The organism is Pseudomonas sp. P4_C3 (assembly GCF_056402075.1).
Window position 1 is genome coordinate 1 of sequence record NZ_JBFUIC010000099.1, and the last position, 17,014, is coordinate 17,014.

Here is a 17,014-nt window from a genome sequence, read left to right on the forward strand (position 1 = left end):
GTGCTGGACCGCACCAACGGCAAATTCATCCGTGGCTTCCCGTTCGTGGACAAGATCACCTGGGCCACCGGCCTGGATAAGAACGGCCGGCCGATCTACAACGAAGCCAGCCGTCCCGGCGCCCCGGGCTCGGAAGTCAAGGGCAGTTCGGTCTTCGTAGCACCGGCGTTCCTCGGCGCGAAAAACTGGATGCCGATGGCTTACAACCAGGACACCGGGTTGTTCTATGTGCCGTCCAACGAATGGGGCATGGACATCTGGAACGAAGGCATCGCCTATAAGAAAGGCGCGGCGTTCCTCGGCGCCGGATTCACCATCAAGCCATTGAACGAAGACTACATCGGCGTGCTGCGGGCCATCGATCCGAAAACCGGCAAGGAAGTCTGGCGTCACAAGAACTACGCGCCGCTGTGGGGCGGGGTGCTGACCACCAAGGGCAACCTGGTGTTCACCGGCACGCCTGAAGGTTTCCTGCAGGCGTTCAACGCCAAGACCGGCGAGAAGGTCTGGGAATTCCAGACCGGCTCCGGCGTGCTCGGCTCACCCATCACCTGGGAAATGGACGGCGAACAGTACGTTTCGGTGCTCTCCGGCTGGGGCGGCGCGGTACCGCTGTGGGGCGGTGAAGTGGCCAAGCGCATCAAGGACTTCAACCAGGGCGGCATGCTCTGGACCTTCAAGCTGCCCAAGGACCTGGTAGCCAAGCACTGATTCCGAATCCACCGCATACCCCCTGTAGGAGCGAGCTTGCTCGCGATGAACCTGAGAACACCGAGGGGTGTCAGGTGCCCAGCGTCATCGTTGACGACCATCGCGAGCAAGCTCGCTCCTACTAAATAACGAGAGCCCCTCCTGCCAACGATGCATTCGTCTGGCATGCGGGGCTCTCTAGTATCGGCTCATCGCCTGTCAGCACGACAGGCATCGACCCAGACAGAGGCCTACCATGATCTACGCACAACCCGGAACCCCAGGCGCCGTCATTACCTTCAGGCCGCGCTACGGCAACTTCATCGGTGGCGAGTTTGTCGCTCCGATCAATGGCGAGTACTTCACCAACACCTCGCCGGTCAACGGTGAAGTGATCGCCGAATTCCCGCGCTCCAGCGCCGCCGACATCGACAAGGCCCTCGACGCCGCCCATGCCGCTGCCGACGCCTGGGGCAAGACCTCGGCCCAGGACCGCTCCCTGGTGCTACTGAAAATCGCCGATCGCATCGAGCAGAACCTTGAGGTCCTGGCCGTCACCGAAACCTGGGACAACGGCAAGGCCGTGCGCGAAACCCTGAACGCCGACGTGCCGCTGGCGGCCGACCACTTCCGTTACTTCGCCGGCTGCATCCGCGCCCAGGAAGGCGGCGCCGCCGAGATCAACGAGCTGACCACGGCCTATCATTTCCATGAGCCCCTGGGTGTGGTCGGGCAGATCATTCCGTGGAACTTCCCGCTGCTGATGGCCGCCTGGAAACTCGCCCCGGCCCTGGCCGCCGGCAACTGCATCGTGCTCAAGCCTGCCGAGCAAACGCCGCTGTCGATCATGATCTTCGCCGAACTCATCGCCGACTTGCTGCCAGCGGGCGTGCTGAACATCGTCCAGGGCTTCGGTCGCGAAGCCGGCGAGGCCCTGGCCACCAGCAAGCGCATCGCCAAGATCGCCTTCACCGGCTCGACCCCGGTGGGCGCGCACATCATGCATTGCGCCGCCGAGAACATCATCCCGAGCACCGTCGAGCTGGGCGGCAAGTCGCCGAATATCTTCTTCGAAGACATCATGAACGCCGAGCCCGCGTTCATCGAAAAAGCCGCCGAAGGCCTGGTGCTGGCGTTCTTCAACCAGGGTGAAGTCTGCACCTGTCCGTCCCGGGCGCTGGTGCAGGAGTCGATCTACGAGCCGTTCATGGCCGAGGTGATGAAGAAGATCGCCAGGATCAAGCGCGGTAACCCGCTGGACACTGAGACCATGGTCGGCGCCCAGGCGTCCGAGCAGCAATACGACAAGATCCTCTCGTACCTGACCATTGCCCAGGAGGAGGGCGCCGAGCTGCTCACCGGCGGCGCGGCCGAGCGTCTGGAGGGCGACCTGGCCAGCGGCTATTACATCCAGCCGACCCTGCTCAAGGGGCACAACAAGATGCGTGTGTTCCAGGAAGAAATCTTCGGCCCGGTGGTGGGTATCACCACCTTCAAGGACGAAGCCGAAGCCCTGGCCATTGCCAACGACAGCGAGTTCGGCCTCGGTGCCGGCCTGTGGACCCGCGACATCAACCGCGCCTACCGCATGGGCCGGGCGATCAAGGCCGGGCGCGTGTGGACCAACTGTTACCACCTGTACCCGGCGCACGCCGCGTTTGGTGGCTACAAGAAGTCCGGCGTCGGCCGGGAAAACCACAAGATGATGCTCGATCACTATCAGCAGACCAAAAACCTGCTGGTGAGCTACGACATCAATCCGCTGGGGTTCTTCTGATTCCTTGAACACGACGCAAAACCTGTAGGAGCGAGCCTGCTCGCGATAGCGGTCCGACAATCAACATCAATGTTGAATGTGCTGACCTCATCGCGAGCAGGCTCACTCCTACATGGGGTTTGTGTGATGCCAGTGACCGCGCAACACCCCCTACCAAATCACCCCGCCAACTCCTTCGAAAGTAGCATTCGGGCACTCGATGCCCCGTGCATTAATGGCTCTACCGGAATCACCCGGCACAAGAAGAGGAATGACCCATGTGGACTAAACCCGCGTTTACCGATCTGCGCATTGGCTTCGAAGTGACGATGTATTTCGCCAACCGTTGATTGATCACCCGGCCAGCCGCTGCGTTGGCCGGGCCTGCCTTCTGGAGCATCTGCCATGCACATCCGCGTTCTCGGTTCCGCCGCTGGCGGTGGTTTCCCGCAATGGAACTGCAACTGCCGCCAGTGCGCCGGTGTGCGCAATGGCAGCCTGCGGGCCCAGCGCCGTACGCAGTCGTCGATTGCCCTGAGCGACGACGGCGTGGAGTGGGTGCTGTGCAATGCTTCACCGGACATTCGCGCGCAACTCGAGAGTTTTGCGCCCATGCAACCGGCGCGGCGCCTGCGTGACAGCGCCATCGCCGGCATCGTGCTGCTGGACAGCCAGATCGACCATTGCACCGGTTTGCTCAGCCTGCGCGAAGGCTGTCCGCATGCGGTGTGGTGCACCGAGCGCGTGCATCAAGACCTGAGCAGTGGTTTCCCGCTGTTCAACATGCTCGGACACTGGAACGGCGGATTGCACTGGCAACCGGTCGGCCTTGAGCGTCAGTCGTTCAACATCCCGGCCTGCGAGCATTTGCAGTTTCGCGCGATTCCCCTGGTGAGCAACGCACCGCCGTATTCGCCCAATCGCGGCAACCCGCAACCGGGCGACACCATAGGCCTGTTCATCGAAGACCTGCGCAACGGCGCCTCGCTGTTCTATGCCCCGGGCCTTGGCCGAATCGACGATGAAGTGCTGGGCTGGATGCAGCGTGCCGAYTGCCTGCTGCTGGACGGCACCCTGTGGCGCGACGACGAGATGCGTATCTGCGAAGTCGGCCAGAGCCTGGGCAGCGAAATGGGGCACCTCCCACAAAGCGGCCCGGGCGGCATGCTTGAAGTGCTGGAGGGTTTCAACCGCCAGCGCAAGGTGCTGATCCACATCAACAACACCAATCCGATCCTCGATGAAGACTCGGCCGAGCGGGCTTTGCTGGAGCGGCGGGGGATCGAAGTGGCTTATGACGGCATGAGTATTGAGCTGTAGCCAAAGGCCCTATCGCGAGCAAGTCGGATCGCCGCACCGTCGCTCCCACAATGGATTTCTGCTGTACATGAAATTTGTGTTCCCACCGAACACCTGTGKGAGCGAGCTTGCTCGCGATAGGGCCAGCGCGGGTACCGCAAAAATTCCCGGAGAATAAAATGACTGACACCCCCATGTCCCCCACAGAATTCGAAACCGCCCTGCGCGCAAAGGGCGCCTACTACCACATCCACCATCCCTTCCACCAAGCCATGTACGCCGGCCGCGCCAGCCGCGAGCAGATCCAGGGCTGGGTCGCCAATCGCTTCTACTATCAGGTCAATATCCCCCTGAAGGACGCCGCGATTCTCGCCAATTGCCCGGACCGCGACGTGCGCCGGGAATGGCTGCAACGGATTCTCGACCACGACGGCGTCCCCGGCAGCGAGGGCGGCATCGAAGCCTGGCTGCGCCTGGGCGAAGCGGTGGGGCTGGATCGCGAGCAGATCCTCTCCCAGGAACTGGTGCTGCCCGGGGTTCGTTTTGCCGTGGACGCCTACGTCAATTTCGCCCGTCGCGCCTGCTGGCAGGAAGCGGCCAGCAGTTCGCTGACCGAACTCTTTGCGCCGCAGATCCATCAATCGCGACTCGACGCCTGGCCGACCCATTACCCGTGGATCGACGTCGCCGGCTACGACTATTTCCGCACGCGCCTGAGCCAGGCGCGGCGCGATGTCGAGCATGGCTTGCGCATCACCCTGGGGCACTACGTGACGGCCCAGGGGCAACAACGCATGTTGGAGATCCTGCAATTCAAGCTCGACGTGCTGTGGAGCATGCTCGATGCCATGAGCATGGCCTACGAACTTGCGCGCCCGCCGTATCACACGGTCACCGGCGACAACGTCTGGCACCGGGGGATCGCCCTGTGAGCCTGATCGATCGCCAGCAGTCACCGGCCTTGCGTCGCGGTTTTCGTCTGCAATGGGAGCCCCGTCAGGACTGCCATGTGCTGCTGTACCCCGAAGGCATGATCAAGCTCAACGCAAGTGCCGGTCAGATTCTCGGCCTGGTGGATGGCCAGCGCAGCGTGGCGGCGATCATTGATCGATTGAGCGCCAGTTTCCCCGGCGTACCCGGGATCGACGAAGACGTGCTGGCGTTTCTGGAGGTGGCCCATGCGCAATTCTGGATCGAGTGAGACGCTGCCCGGGCCACCGTTGTGGCTGCTCGCCGAGCTGACCTATCGCTGCCCGCTGCAATGCCCCTATTGCTCCAATCCGTTGGATTTTGCCCACCATGGAGAGGAACTGAGCACGCAAGAATGGATTCGCGTATTCCGCGAAGCGCGGGAAATGGGCGCCGCGCAACTGGGGTTTTCCGGTGGCGAGCCATTGGTTCGCCAGGACCTCGCCGAACTGATCAAGGCCGCCCGGGACATGGGCTACTACACCAACCTGATCACCTCCGGCATCGGCCTGACCGAGCAGAAGGTGCGCGACTTCAAGGTGGCCGGGCTGGACCATATCCAGATCAGCTTCCAGGCCGCCGACGAGGAGGTGAACAACATGCTCGCCGGCTCGCGCAAGGCCTTTGCCCAGAAACTGGCCATGGCCCGTGCGGTGAAAGCCCAGGGCTATCCGATGGTGCTGAACTTCGTCACCCATCGGCACAACATCGACCGGATCGCGCAGATCATCGAGCTGTGCCTGGAGCTGGAGGCGGATTTCGTTGAATTGGCCACGTGCCAGTTCTACGGCTGGGCCGAACTGAATCGCGTCGGGCTGTTGCCTACACGCGAGCAATTGCAGCGTGCCGAACGCATTACTAATGAGTACCGTGAACGCCTTGAAGCCCAGGGCCACCCGTGCAAGCTGATCTTCGTCACCCCGGACTACTATGAGGAACGTCCCAAGACCTGCATGAACGGCTGGGCCAACCTGTTTCTCGACATCACCCCCGACGGCACGGCCTTGCCTTGCCACAGCGCCCGGCAGTTGCCGGTAGCGTTTCCCAACGTGCGCGAGCACAGCCTCTCGCACATCTGGAACGACTCGTTCGGCTTCAATCGTTTTCGCGGCGATGACTGGATGAAGGAGCCGTGTCGCTCCTGCGACGAAAAGCACAAGGACCTGGGAGGATGCCGCTGCCAGGCCTTCATGTTGACCGGCGATGCTGGCAATGCCGACCCGGTGTGCAGCAAGTCGCCCCATCACGGCGTGATCCTCAAGGCTCGCGAAGAAGCGGAGGCGCCGGGGTTGGGGATGGAGCATCTGACGCTGCGTAACGCGAAGGCTTCGCAGCTGATCTATCGCGGCTAAAGCAACCGAATGAACCCTGTGGGAGCGAGCTTGCTCGCGATGAGGGCGGCACATTCAACATTGATGTCGACTGTGATGCAGCTATCGTCGGAACGCCGCCCGGAGCAAGCTCGCTCCCACAGGGGGGCTGCGGTGAATTCGAATCCGAGTACGTCCCGGCCGTGCTACCCATTGGTCTGATTGCATTCACAGCTGGATGGTTTAGTGTGGTTTCTACCTTCCAAAACAATAAAAACAGGCTTTCCAATGAGCCAGAGTCTCAACCAGCTGCGCAAATTCGTTTCACCTGAAATCATCTTCGGTGCCGGTAGCCGGCACAGTGTCGGCAATTACGCCAAGACCTTTGGCGCGCGCAAGGTCCTGGTGGTCAGTGACCCCGGCGTGATCGCCGCCGGCTGGGTCGCCGATGTCGAAGCCAGCCTGCAGGCCCTGGGCATCGAATACTGCCTTTACAGTGATGTCTCGCCCAACCCGCGGGTCGAAGAGGTGATGTTCGGCGCCGAGATGTACCGGGAAAACCACTGCGACGTGATCGTCGCCGTCGGTGGCGGCAGCCCGATGGACTGCGGCAAAGGCATCGGCATCGTCGTCGCCCATGGCCGCAGCATTCTCGAATTCGAGGGCGTGGACACCATCCGCGTGCCCAGCCCGCCGCTGATCCTGATTCCGACCACTGCCGGCACCTCGGCCGACGTCTCGCAATTCGTGATCATTTCCAATCAGCAGGAGCGCATGAAGTTCTCCATCGTCAGCAAGGCCGTGGTGCCGGACGTTTCGCTGATCGACCCGGAAACCACCCTGAGCATGGACCCGTTCCTGTCGGCCTGTACCRGCATCGACGCCTTGGTGCATGCCATCGAAGCCTTCGTGTCCACCGGCCACGGGCCGCTGACCGATCCCCATGCGCTGGAGGCGATGCGCCTGATCAATGGCAACCTGGTGCAAATGATCGCCAACCCGACCGACATCGCCCTGCGCGAAAAAATCATGCTGGGCAGCATGCAGGCCGGGCTGGCGTTTTCCAACGCCATCCTGGGCGCGGTGCATGCCATGTCCCACAGCCTCGGCGGCTTTCTCGACCTGCCCCACGGCCTGTGCAACGCGGTGCTCGTCGAGCACGTGGTGGCCTTCAATTACAACTCGGCGCCGGAGCGCTTCAAGGTGATCGCCGAGACCTTCGGCATCGACTGCCGAGGCCTGAATCACCGGCAGATCTGTGGGCGCCTGGTCGAACACCTGATCGCCCTCAAGCACGCCATCGRCTTTCACGAAACCCTCGGTTTGCATGGCGTGCGGACCTCGGACATTCCGTTCCTGTCGCAGCATGCGATGCACGATCCATGCATCCTGACCAACCCGCGCGAATCCAGCCAGCGTGATGTCGAGGTCGTCTATGGCGAAGCCCTCTGACGAGCAACAACGAGCCCTGGCCGGGCTGCTGGGGCTGGGCAGCCATTCGGCGCGCAAGAGTCATTACCCGGAACTGGCCGCGCGCCTGGATGATCTGGAAGCCGAGCGTAACCGCTACAAGTGGCTGTTCGAAAACGCGGTGCACGGGATCTTCCAGGTCAGCCTGCACGATGGCATGCGCGCCGCCAACCCGGCGCTGGCACGCATGCTCGGCTACCAGGACCCGCAGGAGGTGCTGTTCTCCCTGACCGACCTGGCCAGCACCCTGTTTGTCGACGGCGCGCAGGAGCTGGAAAACATCGGCGAAATCCTCAGGCACCAGCGCAGCCTGCACGGCTATGAAACCCGCTTGCGGCGCAAGGACGGCAGTCATCTGGATGTATTGATGAACCTGTTGCTCAAGCCCGGCCAGGAAGGGCTGGTGGAAGGGTTCGTTTCCGATATCACCGAGCGCAAACTGGCCCAGCAACGCCTGCAGCAACTCAATGACGAACTGGAGTTGCGCGTCGTCGCGCGCACCAATGAATTGCTCGAAGCCAACCGTAACCTTCAGCAGCAGATCACCCAGCGTAAACAGATCGCCCGGGCCTTGCGCGACGCCCGCGATGCCGCCGAGGCGGCCAATCACAGCAAGGACAAATACCTCGCCGCCGCCAGCCACGACCTGCTGCAACCGCTGAATGCCGCGCGGTTGCTGATTTCGACCCTGCGCGAACGCCAATTGCCGGAAGCCGAACAACTGCTGGTGGAACGTACTCACCAGGCCCTGGAAGGGGCCGAAGACCTGCTGACGGATTTGCTCGACATTTCCCGGCTCGATCAGGCCGCGGTCAAGCCGGACATCGCCCCGTACCGCCTCGACGAACTGCTCGGGCCGCTGGTCTCGGAGTTTCAGTCCGTCGCGCAGGCGGCCGGCTTGAACCTTCGGGTGCGCATGGCCGATTACGCCATCAGCACCGACTTGCGGCTGATGACGCGGATCCTGCGCAATTTCCTCAGCAACGCCTGCCGCTACACCGACGAAGGCAGCATCCTGCTGGCGGCAAGGCGTCGCGGCGAGATGTTGCGCCTGGAGGTCTGGGACACCGGGCGTGGCATCGCCGCGGACCGGCTCGATTCGATCTTCCTCGAGTTCAACCAGCTGGACGTCGGCCGCGCCGCCGACCGCAAGGGCGTGGGCCTGGGGCTGGCGATTGTCGAGCGCATCGCCAAGATCCTTGGCTATAAGATCGGCGTGTACTCGTTGCCGGGGCGGGGTTCGATGTTCAGCATCGAGGTGCCGATATCCGACGAGGTTCCATTGCCCGTGAGCCAGGCGGTGCCACAACCGGGCACCGGCAACCCGCTGCCGGGCCGCCGTTTACTGGTGCTCGACAACGAAGTGAGCATTCTCGAAAGCATGAGCGCGTTGCTTGGGCAGTGGGGCTGCGACGTGCTGACCGCCACCGATGAAGCGGCTGCGCTGGCGGCGCTACGCGGGCAGGCGCCGGAACTGATTCTCGCGGACTATCATCTCGATCACGGGGTGGTCGGCTGTGATGTGGTGCGACATTTGCGCGAGCATTTCCACCAGGACATTCCCGCGGTGATCATTACCGCCGACCGCACCGACCATTGTCGGCGTGCGTTGCAGCGGCTCAACGCACCCTTGCTGAACAAACCGGTGAAGCCCGGCAAGTTGCGCGCGGTGTTGAGTCAACTGTTGGCGGCGCCAGCCTGAAGCGGCCGATACTGCAGGGTAAAGCACAGTTCGGTGGATTGGCCCTGTTCCAGCAAACGCAAGCCTGGCCGACCGGGCAGGTGGTGCGCGTTGACCGGGTGGCTCACCGGTTCGATACAGAAAAACCCCTGACCCACCGGGCAGTAGAGCAAATAGTAATCGCTGCCTGTGGCCTGGCAGTCGAGTTCATAGCCGAGGTCGGGTTGATGGATCAGGCAGTGGCCGTCCCATTCACAGAAACCGTTGTCCACCAGCGCTTCGGGCAATGACTTGAGTTGCTGAAAATCCCACTCGAGCGGCAATGCGCTGAGTTCTGTCGGCAGCTTTGCCCCGTCGCACAACCACACGTGCCGGGCCGGTGCCTGTAGTCGGGTGTTCGCTGTCCGCGGCAGGTACGGGTGCAGCCCCAAACCATGCCACGCCGCGTTTTCAGCCTGGTGCGTGACGTGCATTTCGATGCTCAGCTTGCCCGCGTGCAAATGGAAGCGTTGCCGGGAGCGCCAGGCGAAGGGTGTTGTGCTGTCCAGTTGCAGGATTACTTCATTTTCAGATCGGGAAATCACCTGCCACGGCTGCTGCCAGGCGCTGCCGTGAATCGGCAGGGGATCGGTGAGGCTGTTGGGCGTCAGTGCCAGCCAGCCGTCGGGGCAATCGAAACCACCTTCGGCAATGCGATTGGACCAGGGGATCAAGGGAAAGCAGCCAAGCTTGCCGGGCAGGCCGGTGTTCAGGGCATGCGCATCGGCGCGGCGCAACAAGGGTTGGCCAGAGCTGCGCGCGGTCCAGTTGACGATGCTGCCGCCGAGTTCCGGGGCGAGGGTGAGATGGGTGAATTCGTCTTCGAGTTCGATCAGTGTCAGCGACATAGTGACCTGCTACTTGATTTTTGAGGTTTATCCCTCGCCACAGAAGCTCCCTCATCATTCAATCGTTGAAAAGGGGTTCGGGTAAACCTGTTACGCCGGGGTCGAGGGCGAACACGCCACCGGCCAGTGATTGCGGGTCATGGTCGTCGCCGGGGCGGATCGAGGTCACGAACAGCGTGTCCAGTCGAGGGCCACCGAAGGCGCACATGGTGGGTTTTTTGACCGGTATGGCGAGGGAGCGGTCAAGTCGGCCGTCGGGGGTAAAACGGTGGATCAACCCGGCATCGTTGGCGCAAATCCAGTAGCAGCCATCGGCGTCGACCGCCGCGCCATCGGGACGCCCGCAGTACTGATTCATGTCGACGAACACGCGTCGATTCGAAGGCGTACCGGTGTCGATGTCGTAGTCGAAGGCCCAGATCTGCTGGACCTGGGGATGGGAATCGGACAGGTACATCGTGCGTCCGTCCGGGCTGAAGCCCAGGCCGTTGGGCACGATGAAACCGCTCAGTCGGGCGTCGAGCGGCTCGCGCTGCCCGGCGCCGTAGCGATACAACCTACCCTCGGCGGCGTTGGCGCCCATGTTCAGCACCATGCTGCCGGCCCAGAAGCGTCCCTGACGATCGCAACGGCCGTCGTTCAAACGCATGTCGGTGCGGGCATGGTCGACGCGGGCCAGCCGTTCACTGTCGAGGCTGCCGTCGTTGCGCGGATGCAGGTGGAAGAACCCGCTTTCCATGCCGGCGACCCAGCCTCCGTCACGATGACGGGCGATGCAAGCGAGCATCTCCGGGGTTTTCCAGGCATCCACCTGCCCGGTTTCGGCACTCCAGCGCTGTAAACCGCCAGCGGGAATATCGACCCAGTACAGCGCGTTTTCCTCAGGCACCCAGACCGGGCTTTCACCGACGGCGTTGCGGGCGTCGACAATCAATTCGGCTTGCATGGCAACTCATTCCCTTGGTTTTTGTCGTGGGGATCAAGTGAGCGGCGCGGGCTCAGTCGCCGAACGGACCGGCTGCGCAGAAGGCGCCACCCTGATAGAGCCGCGCCGGGTCGTCGGCGGCTGGCATTGGCTGGGCTTCGATTTTTTCGCGGAACACTTCGGAACTGTCCTGCGGGGCAAAACCCAGGGCCGTGGCATAACGGTTGTCCCACCAGATGTCCTTGTTGTCGGACATGCCGTAGACCACGGTGTGGCCGACATTCGGCGTGTACAAGGCGCGTTCGAGCAGTCGGGTCAGGTCGCCGAAGCTCAGCCAGGTGCTCATCATCCGGCGGTTATGCGGTTCCGGGAACGAGGAGCCGATGCGCACGCTGACGGTCTCGATGCCATAGCGGTCGAAGTAGAAGGTGGCCATGTCTTCGCCGTAGGACTTGGACAGGCCGTAGTAGCTGTCCGGGCGGCGAGGGGAGTGGGCGTCGATCACTTCGTCCTGCTTGTAGAAGCCGATCACATGGTTGGAGCTGGCGAAGATCACCCGCTTCACGCCGTGGCGGCGCGCCGCTTCGTAGATGTGGAACACGCCGCAGATGTTGGCGCCGAGGATCTCTTCGAACGAGCGCTCGGTCGACACGCCGCCGAAGTGCAGGATCGCGTCCACGCCTTCGACCAGTTGATGCACCGCCTGCTTGTCGGCGAGGTCACAGGGCATCACTTCTTCGCGGTCATCGATAGCCGGCGCGATATCGGCGATATCCGACAGGCGAATCACATTGGCGTAGGGGCGCAGGCTTTCGCGCAGGATTTTCCCGAGGCCACCGGCGGCGCCGGTCAGCAGCAGGCGATTGAAAGGGGGGCGGGCGGTTGCTGTGGTCGTCATGGGAATCCTGGACACGCGGTTGTTGTTATTGGTTTGTTGTAGGTTGTCGTATGACTGTGCTGGAGTATCCTTAGGGTTTCCGGCACTTGTCAACGCGACATTGTTGGAAATTGACGGAGGGTCGGTTCATACCTGCTGGCATTGATCTCCAGACTGGCGTGGAACCTGTGGGAGCGAGCTTGCTCGCGATGGCGGTATAACAGTCAATGCAGATGTTGAATGTTACGGCCTCATCGTCGGAACGCCGCCCGGAGCAAGCTCGCTCCCACAGTGGTTTTGTGTTTACAGCAGGCTGATCGGATAGCTGATGAACACCCGGTTCTCATCGAACTCGTTGGTGCTGAAGCTCTTGCGAATGCTCGCATTACGCCATTTCACGTTGAGGTTTTTCAGCGGGCCGCTCTGCACCGTGTAGGCCAGTTCGGATTCGCGGCCCCATTCCTTGCCGTCGGTGATGGCGCCGGTGTGCACATTGTCGCCACTGATGTAGCGATTCATCAGGGTCAGGCCCGGAACGCCCAGGGCGACGAAGTTGTAGTCGTGGCGCACTTGCCAGGATTTCTCCCGGGCGTTGTCGTAGCTGGAGTTGTAGCTGTCGTTGGCCAGGGTGCCGCCGCTGGTGCCGTTGACCCGCATCCAGACGTTGTCACCGGTGAGTTTTTGCAGGCCGACGTAGAAGGTATTGCCGCCATATTTGGCCGAGAGCAGGGCGAACGCAGTCTTGTTGTCGAGGTCACCGGCCTTGGCACTGCCGTCTTCCTTGCCGATGAAGTAGCCCAGGTTGGCGCCCAGGGTCCAGTCGCCAACGGGCTGGCTGTGTGTCAGGTTGAAGTATTGCTGCTGGTAAATGTCACTGAGTTCCGAGTACCAGACGCCGACCTGCGTGCGCTTTTCATTGAACGCATATTCACCGCCGCCGAAATTGAAACGGTCCGAGGTAAACGCCGCTTTGCCGTTCATGAACATGTCTTCCATGCTCGCGTCGTTACGCGGGCTGTTTTTCTGGAATTGACCGCCGTACAGCGTCAGGCCGCTTATTTCGCTGGAGGTCACCTGAGCGCCCTGGAAGGTCTGCGGCAGCGAGCGGCCATCGTCGGAGCGCAGGATCGGCAGCACTGGCATCCATTCGCCGACCTTCAATTCGGTTTTCGAGACCTTGCCTTTGAGCGCCACGCCGAGCCGGCCGAAATTGTCGGCGGGGCGGCCGTCGTCGTGGATCGGCAACAACTGTGTGCCACCGGTGCCTTTGCCGCCATCGAGCTTCTGCGAGTACAGGCCCAGTACATCGACACCGAAACCCACGGTGCCCTGGGTGAACCCGGACCGGGCGTCGAGAATGAAGTTCTGCGTCCACTCTTCCGCCTTGCCCTGGGGGTAGGCCGGGTTGGTGTAATTGCGGTTGAAGTAGGCGTTACGCAGGTTCAGCGTGGCCTTGGCGTCGTCAGTGAAACCTTCGGCCTGGCAGGTGATGGGCAGGACGAGGGCCAGGCCGCTGCAGCCGATCAGGCTCAGGGTATGACGACGGGTAAAGTCTGGACGCGAAGAACGGGCGGACGAATTACGGACGAGCTTGCTCACTGTGACGCTCCCTTGTTTCTTGTTGTTTTTATTATTGTCATACGTCGTCGTACAACATGGGGGGCGATATTTGCGGGATTTTTGTGGGTTGTCAATTGGAAGTTATACGATGACTTGGTGCGGACTTCGGGATATCCGGGAAACCTGTGGGATAAAACTGTGGGAGCGAGCTTGCTCGCGATGACGGACTGTCAGTCAACATTTCTGTTGGATGTCAGGCCGCTATCGCGAGCAAGCTCGCTCCCACAGGGGATGGATACATCAGTTAGAGATCATTGGCGGCAGGGTACCCAGAAGCGAGACCGCCGCCACTGCGCCGAGCCCCAGCATCCACTCCAGCATCACGCTGGCGCGCAGTGTTTGCAGACGCTGTTCGCAATCATTGATCCGCAAGCGATTGAACAACGCCAGGCCCAGCATCGAGGCCACCAACAATGCCTTGATCGACAGGATCAAGGCGAAACCGCTGAACAGCGGAGTCGGCCAGAATGCCCCGGTGAGTACCCGCACATTGATCAGCCCGGTGATCAGCAACCCGGCGACCAGGCCGTAACCGACGCCGCTGAAGCGCTGCAACATCACGCGGATCGAATGCCCATCGGGTTGACGCAAGATCATCACCAGCAGCATCAAGCCGCCGAGCCAGGCACCCACGCAGAACAAGTGAATGAGTTGATTGAGGATCAGCAAATGCCCGGCGGTGCCATCGAGCATGGCGCCGTGACCGACCGGGGCCAGCGTGGCCACCAGCAGACCGCTGAGGATCAGGCGCAGCGCAAGGCTGGCGCGTAGTGGGGTCAGCAGCGACGCCAGTAGCAGCAGGTTGATCAGCAAATGCCAGCGCCAGACCTGGCCGAAAAAGGTGTTGCCCAGCACCAGGCCCAGGGTCGACGGATCGAAGGCCGCGTCCCACGCCCCGGCCATGCTCGCGGTAATCAGCAGCAACCAGCAGACCCCGCTGGCCAGCGCCACCACGGCCAGCCACCGGCAGGTCCGTGCCAGTCGCTGATCCAGTGCCGTTTCGCCATTTGCAAGCAAGGGCCTGAACACCCAGCCCCCGAACAGCATCAACACCACGATGAAATGCAGGAAGCGGCACAGCACCAGCGCGCTCGCCATGAATTACTGGCCAACCTTGAAGGCGTAGGCACCTTCGCTTTTGTGGGTGTCGACCGACACTGCGTGCCATTCGACTTTGTAGGCCCCGGCGGCCAACGGCGCAGCCGGGGTGACGATCAGGGTCTTTTTATCGCTGCCTTCGGTGGTCAGCGCTTTGATCGCTACCGGTGCGCCATCTCGGGTCAGCGTGACTTTGGTGAAACTGGCCTCGATACCCTCGGAGAACTCCAGGCGCAATTGCGCTGGCGCGGCCACGGTGCTGTCGGCGGCCGGTGTCTGGCTTTTCAGGTGGGCGTGGGCAAACACCGAAGAAGCAGCGAGCAGCGAGCCGAGCAGGGCAGTGACGGTCAGGGTTTTCTTGAGCAGCATCGTGGGGACCTCAGGCAGTTTCCAAGTGCGCAGAGTTTAGCTTTACGACAGCGGTTGTACGAAGTTTCGTTTTCCCCTGTCGCCGCGGTCCAGAGCGGATGCTAGTCTTGCCCAACGTTGTTGTCGGGGATCCGCATGGGCAATCACAAGATCGAGATTCGTCGCAGTAACGTCGAAAAAATCCTGCTGGGGGCGGAAAAGGTCTTCGCTGAAAAGGGCTTCGGCAGCACCGCCATGGCCGACATCGCCGCCGAGGTGCAACTGCCGCGTTCCAACCTGCACTACTACTTCAGCACCAAGACCGAACTGTACAGCGCCGTGCTGTTCGACTTGCTGGAAGTCTGGAAGCAGGACGCGCTGTGCTTCGAGATGTTCGATGACCCACGCGTGGTACTCAGCAGCTACATCCGCGCCAAGATGAACCATTCCCGCAGCCGGCCATATGGTTCGAAAGTCTGGGCCAATGAAATCATCCACGGCGCGCCGACCCTCGGCGCAGCGCTGGATGCGAGCCTGTACGACTGGGCCAAGATGAAGGAAGCGAAAATCCGCCAGTGGGTGGACGACAAACGCATCCTGCCGGTGGAACCCTCGAGCCTGCTGTACATGATCTGGGCCTCGACCCAGCACTATGCCGACTTCGATCACCAGGTGAATATTCTCAACGATCATCAGCCGCTGTCGGACATGCAGTTCGAAAAAGCAGTGCAGACGGTGACCAGTGTGATTTTGCGGGGGATTGGGTTGGAGCCTTGAGATTTGTGGTGTAGCGGCCGGCCTCATCGCGAGCAAGCTCGCTCCCACAGGGATCATTGGTGTACTCAGGATTGACGTACGACACAAATCTACTGTGGGAGCGAGCTTGCTCGCGATGGCGTAATCTCAAACGCTGAAAACCTCAAGGGCTGACATGATACGGATTCCTCGGATCATGATTCCAGTCCAGGAACGGCTTGCCGGTCTCCACCGGCACCATCTCGATGCAGTCCTGCACCGGGCAGGTGATCTGGCACAGGTTGCAGCCCACACACTCCTCATCGATCACTTGATACTTGTGAGTGCCGTCCGCTTGCTTGAGGCTGGCCACGGCCTGGTGCGATGTGTCCTCACAAGCGATATGGCAACGACCACAGCCAATACACGCCTCCTGATCGATTTTCGCGATCACCTGATAGTTGATGTCCAGGTACTTCCAGTCCGTGGTGTTGCCCACCGCGCGGCCGGAAAATTCCGAGATGCTGGCGTAGCCCTGACTGTCCATCCAGCGCGACAATCCGTCCTTCATGTCCTCGACAATCCGGAAACCGTGCAACATCGCCGCGGTGCACACCTGCACCGAGCCGCTGCCCAGGGCGATGAATTCCGCGGCGTCGCGCCAGTTGCCGATGCCGCCGATGCCGCTGATTGGCAGGCCCTGGGTCTGCGGGTCGCGGGCGATTTCGGCGACCATGTTCAAGGCAATCGGCTTGACGGCCGAACCACAATAACCGCCATGGGTGCTTTGGCTGCCGACCATGGGGTTGGCGACCATGCGTTCGAGGTTGACGCTGGTGATCGAGTTGATGGTATTGATCAACGACACCGCATCGGCACCGCCTCGATGGGCGGCGCGGGCGGCGACGCGGATGTCGGTGATGTTCGGCGTGAGCTTGACGATCACCGGCAGCGAGCAATACGTCTTGCACCAGCGGGTGACCTGTTCCACGTATTCCGGCACCTGGCCGACTGCAGCGCCCATGCCGCGTTCCGGCATGCCGTGGGGGCAGCCGAAGTTCAGTTCGATGCCGTCGGCACCGGTGGCCTCCACCAGCGGCAGGATGTTTTTCCAGGACTCTTCGACGCAGGGCACCATCAACGACACAATCAGCGCGCGGTCCGGCCAATCCTTTTTGACCTGGGTGATTTCCCGCAGGTTGATCTCCAGAGAGCGGTCGGTGATCAGCTCGATGTTGTTAAAACCGAGTACTTCCCGGTTAGCCCCGAAGTGCGCCGAGTAGCGCGACGACACGTTCACCGCCGCCGGGTCTTCCCCCAGGGTTTTCCAGACCACGCCGCCCCAGCCG

17 protein-coding genes are annotated in these 17,014 nt (G+C 61.8%); 10 read left to right on the top strand and 7 right to left on the bottom strand.

Annotated features, from left to right (window positions below):
- The 9 genes from AC1DVH_RS16770 to AC1DVH_RS16810 form a co-directional block, all read left to right on the top strand.
- On the top strand, nt 1–711 hold a 711-nt coding region (locus tag AC1DVH_RS16770), incomplete at its 5' end, for an outer membrane protein assembly factor BamB family protein (protein ID WP_477754751.1).
- A gap of 235 nt (nt 712–946) precedes the next feature.
- Nucleotides 947–2,467: an acetaldehyde dehydrogenase ExaC gene (gene exaC / locus AC1DVH_RS16775; protein ID WP_477754752.1), complete on the top strand. Its 1,521-nt coding sequence runs from the start codon at nt 947–949 to the stop codon at nt 2,465–2,467.
- 257 nt (nt 2,468–2,724) lie between these two features.
- A complete protein-coding gene (gene pqqA / locus AC1DVH_RS16780; protein WP_003253598.1) occupies nt 2,725–2,796 on the top strand; it encodes a pyrroloquinoline quinone precursor peptide PqqA in 72 nt (23 codons plus the stop codon).
- A 55-nt stretch (nt 2,797–2,851) separates the two neighbouring features.
- Nucleotides 2,852–3,766: a pyrroloquinoline quinone biosynthesis protein PqqB gene (gene pqqB / locus AC1DVH_RS16785; RefSeq protein ID WP_477754753.1), complete on the top strand. Its 915-nt coding sequence runs from the start codon at nt 2,852–2,854 to the stop codon at nt 3,764–3,766.
- 158 nt (nt 3,767–3,924) lie between these two features.
- A complete protein-coding gene (gene pqqC / locus AC1DVH_RS16790) occupies nt 3,925–4,677 on the top strand; it encodes a pyrroloquinoline-quinone synthase PqqC (protein WP_477754754.1) in 753 nt (250 codons plus the stop codon).
- Entirely contained in the window at nt 4,674–4,946 is a 273-nt protein-coding gene (pqqD, locus tag AC1DVH_RS16795) for a pyrroloquinoline quinone biosynthesis peptide chaperone PqqD (protein WP_110660742.1), read from the top strand. Before pqqC ends, pqqD begins: the two co-directional genes overlap by 4 nt.
- Nucleotides 4,924–6,066, top strand: a complete 1,143-nt coding sequence (pqqE, locus tag AC1DVH_RS16800) for a pyrroloquinoline quinone biosynthesis protein PqqE (protein ID WP_477754755.1) — start codon at nt 4,924–4,926, stop codon at nt 6,064–6,066. Before pqqD ends, pqqE begins: the two co-directional genes overlap by 23 nt.
- A 246-nt stretch (nt 6,067–6,312) precedes the next feature.
- Nucleotides 6,313–7,476, top strand: a complete 1,164-nt coding sequence (gene ercA, locus AC1DVH_RS16805) for an alcohol dehydrogenase-like regulatory protein ErcA (RefSeq protein WP_477754756.1) — start codon at nt 6,313–6,315, stop codon at nt 7,474–7,476.
- A complete protein-coding gene (locus AC1DVH_RS16810) occupies nt 7,460–9,196 on the top strand; it encodes a PAS domain-containing hybrid sensor histidine kinase/response regulator (RefSeq protein ID WP_477754757.1) in 1,737 nt (578 codons plus the stop codon). Before ercA ends, AC1DVH_RS16810 begins: the two co-directional genes overlap by 17 nt.
- Here AC1DVH_RS16810 and AC1DVH_RS16815 read toward each other — a convergent pair.
- The 6 genes from AC1DVH_RS16815 to copC all read right to left on the bottom strand — a co-directional run bounded on the left by AC1DVH_RS16815 (nt 9,172) and on the right by copC (nt 14,951).
- Complete coding sequence (locus AC1DVH_RS16815; protein WP_477754758.1) at nt 9,172–10,062, bottom strand: aldose 1-epimerase; 891 nt, start codon at nt 10,060–10,062, stop codon at nt 9,172–9,174. The two genes, AC1DVH_RS16810 and AC1DVH_RS16815, sit on opposite strands and share 25 nt — an antisense overlap.
- A 58-nt stretch (nt 10,063–10,120) precedes the next feature.
- Nucleotides 10,121–11,008 (bottom strand): SMP-30/gluconolactonase/LRE family protein, encoded by an 888-nt coding sequence (locus tag AC1DVH_RS16820; protein ID WP_477754759.1) that lies wholly within the window; start codon nt 11,006–11,008, stop codon nt 10,121–10,123.
- Nucleotides 11,009–11,060: 52 nt separating this feature from the next.
- A complete protein-coding gene (locus tag AC1DVH_RS16825; RefSeq protein WP_477754760.1) occupies nt 11,061–11,885 on the bottom strand; it encodes an NAD-dependent epimerase/dehydratase family protein in 825 nt (274 codons plus the stop codon).
- 282 nt (nt 11,886–12,167) lie between these two features.
- Nucleotides 12,168–13,463: an OprD family porin gene (locus tag AC1DVH_RS16830; RefSeq protein ID WP_477754761.1), complete on the bottom strand. Its 1,296-nt coding sequence runs from the start codon at nt 13,461–13,463 to the stop codon at nt 12,168–12,170.
- A 261-nt stretch (nt 13,464–13,724) separates the two neighbouring features.
- A complete protein-coding gene (copD, locus tag AC1DVH_RS16835; RefSeq protein WP_477754762.1) occupies nt 13,725–14,582 on the bottom strand; it encodes a copper homeostasis membrane protein CopD in 858 nt (285 codons plus the stop codon).
- A 3-nt stretch (nt 14,583–14,585) separates the two neighbouring features.
- On the bottom strand, nt 14,586–14,951 hold the full coding sequence (gene copC / locus AC1DVH_RS16840) for a copper homeostasis periplasmic binding protein CopC (RefSeq protein WP_477754763.1): 366 nt from the start codon (nt 14,949–14,951) through the stop codon (nt 14,586–14,588).
- Between the two features lie 135 nt (nt 14,952–15,086).
- Between copC and AC1DVH_RS16845 the strand changes: the two genes are divergently transcribed.
- Nucleotides 15,087–15,707 carry a TetR/AcrR family transcriptional regulator gene (locus tag AC1DVH_RS16845; protein WP_008017494.1) on the top strand — a complete coding sequence of 207 codons (621 nt, stop codon included), beginning with the start codon at nt 15,087–15,089 and terminating at the stop codon, nt 15,705–15,707.
- A gap of 142 nt (nt 15,708–15,849) precedes the next feature.
- On the opposite strand, the gene preA is transcribed toward AC1DVH_RS16845, so the two are convergent.
- A partial coding sequence (gene preA, locus AC1DVH_RS16850) for an NAD-dependent dihydropyrimidine dehydrogenase subunit PreA (RefSeq protein ID WP_477754764.1) occupies nt 15,850–17,014 on the bottom strand: 1,165 nt, incomplete at its 5' end.

Bases quoted from the DNA above. Each gene is read 5' to 3' on its own strand.
- exaC (WP_477754752.1), top strand. From the start codon at position 947: ATGATCTACGCACAACCCGGAACCCCAGGCGCCGTCATTACCTTCAGG.
- pqqC (WP_477754754.1), top strand. From the start codon at position 3,925: ATGACTGACACCCCCATGTCCCCCACAGAATTCGAAACCGCCCTGCGC.
- pqqE (WP_477754755.1), top strand. From the start codon at position 4,924: ATGCGCAATTCTGGATCGAGTGAGACGCTGCCCGGGCCACCGTTGTGG.
- AC1DVH_RS16810 (WP_477754757.1), top strand. From the start codon at position 7,460: ATGGCGAAGCCCTCTGACGAGCAACAACGAGCCCTGGCCGGGCTGCTG.
- AC1DVH_RS16815 (WP_477754758.1), bottom strand. From the start codon at position 10,062: ATGTCGCTGACACTGATCGAACTCGAAGACGAATTCACCCATCTCACC.
- AC1DVH_RS16820 (WP_477754759.1), bottom strand. From the start codon at position 11,008: ATGCAAGCCGAATTGATTGTCGACGCCCGCAACGCCGTCGGTGAAAGC.
- AC1DVH_RS16825 (WP_477754760.1), bottom strand. From the start codon at position 11,885: ATGACGACCACAGCAACCGCCCGCCCCCCTTTCAATCGCCTGCTGCTG.
- copD (WP_477754762.1), bottom strand. From the start codon at position 14,582: ATGGCGAGCGCGCTGGTGCTGTGCCGCTTCCTGCATTTCATCGTGGTG.
- copC (WP_477754763.1), bottom strand. From the start codon at position 14,951: ATGCTGCTCAAGAAAACCCTGACCGTCACTGCCCTGCTCGGCTCGCTG.
- AC1DVH_RS16845 (WP_008017494.1), top strand. From the start codon at position 15,087: ATGGGCAATCACAAGATCGAGATTCGTCGCAGTAACGTCGAAAAAATC.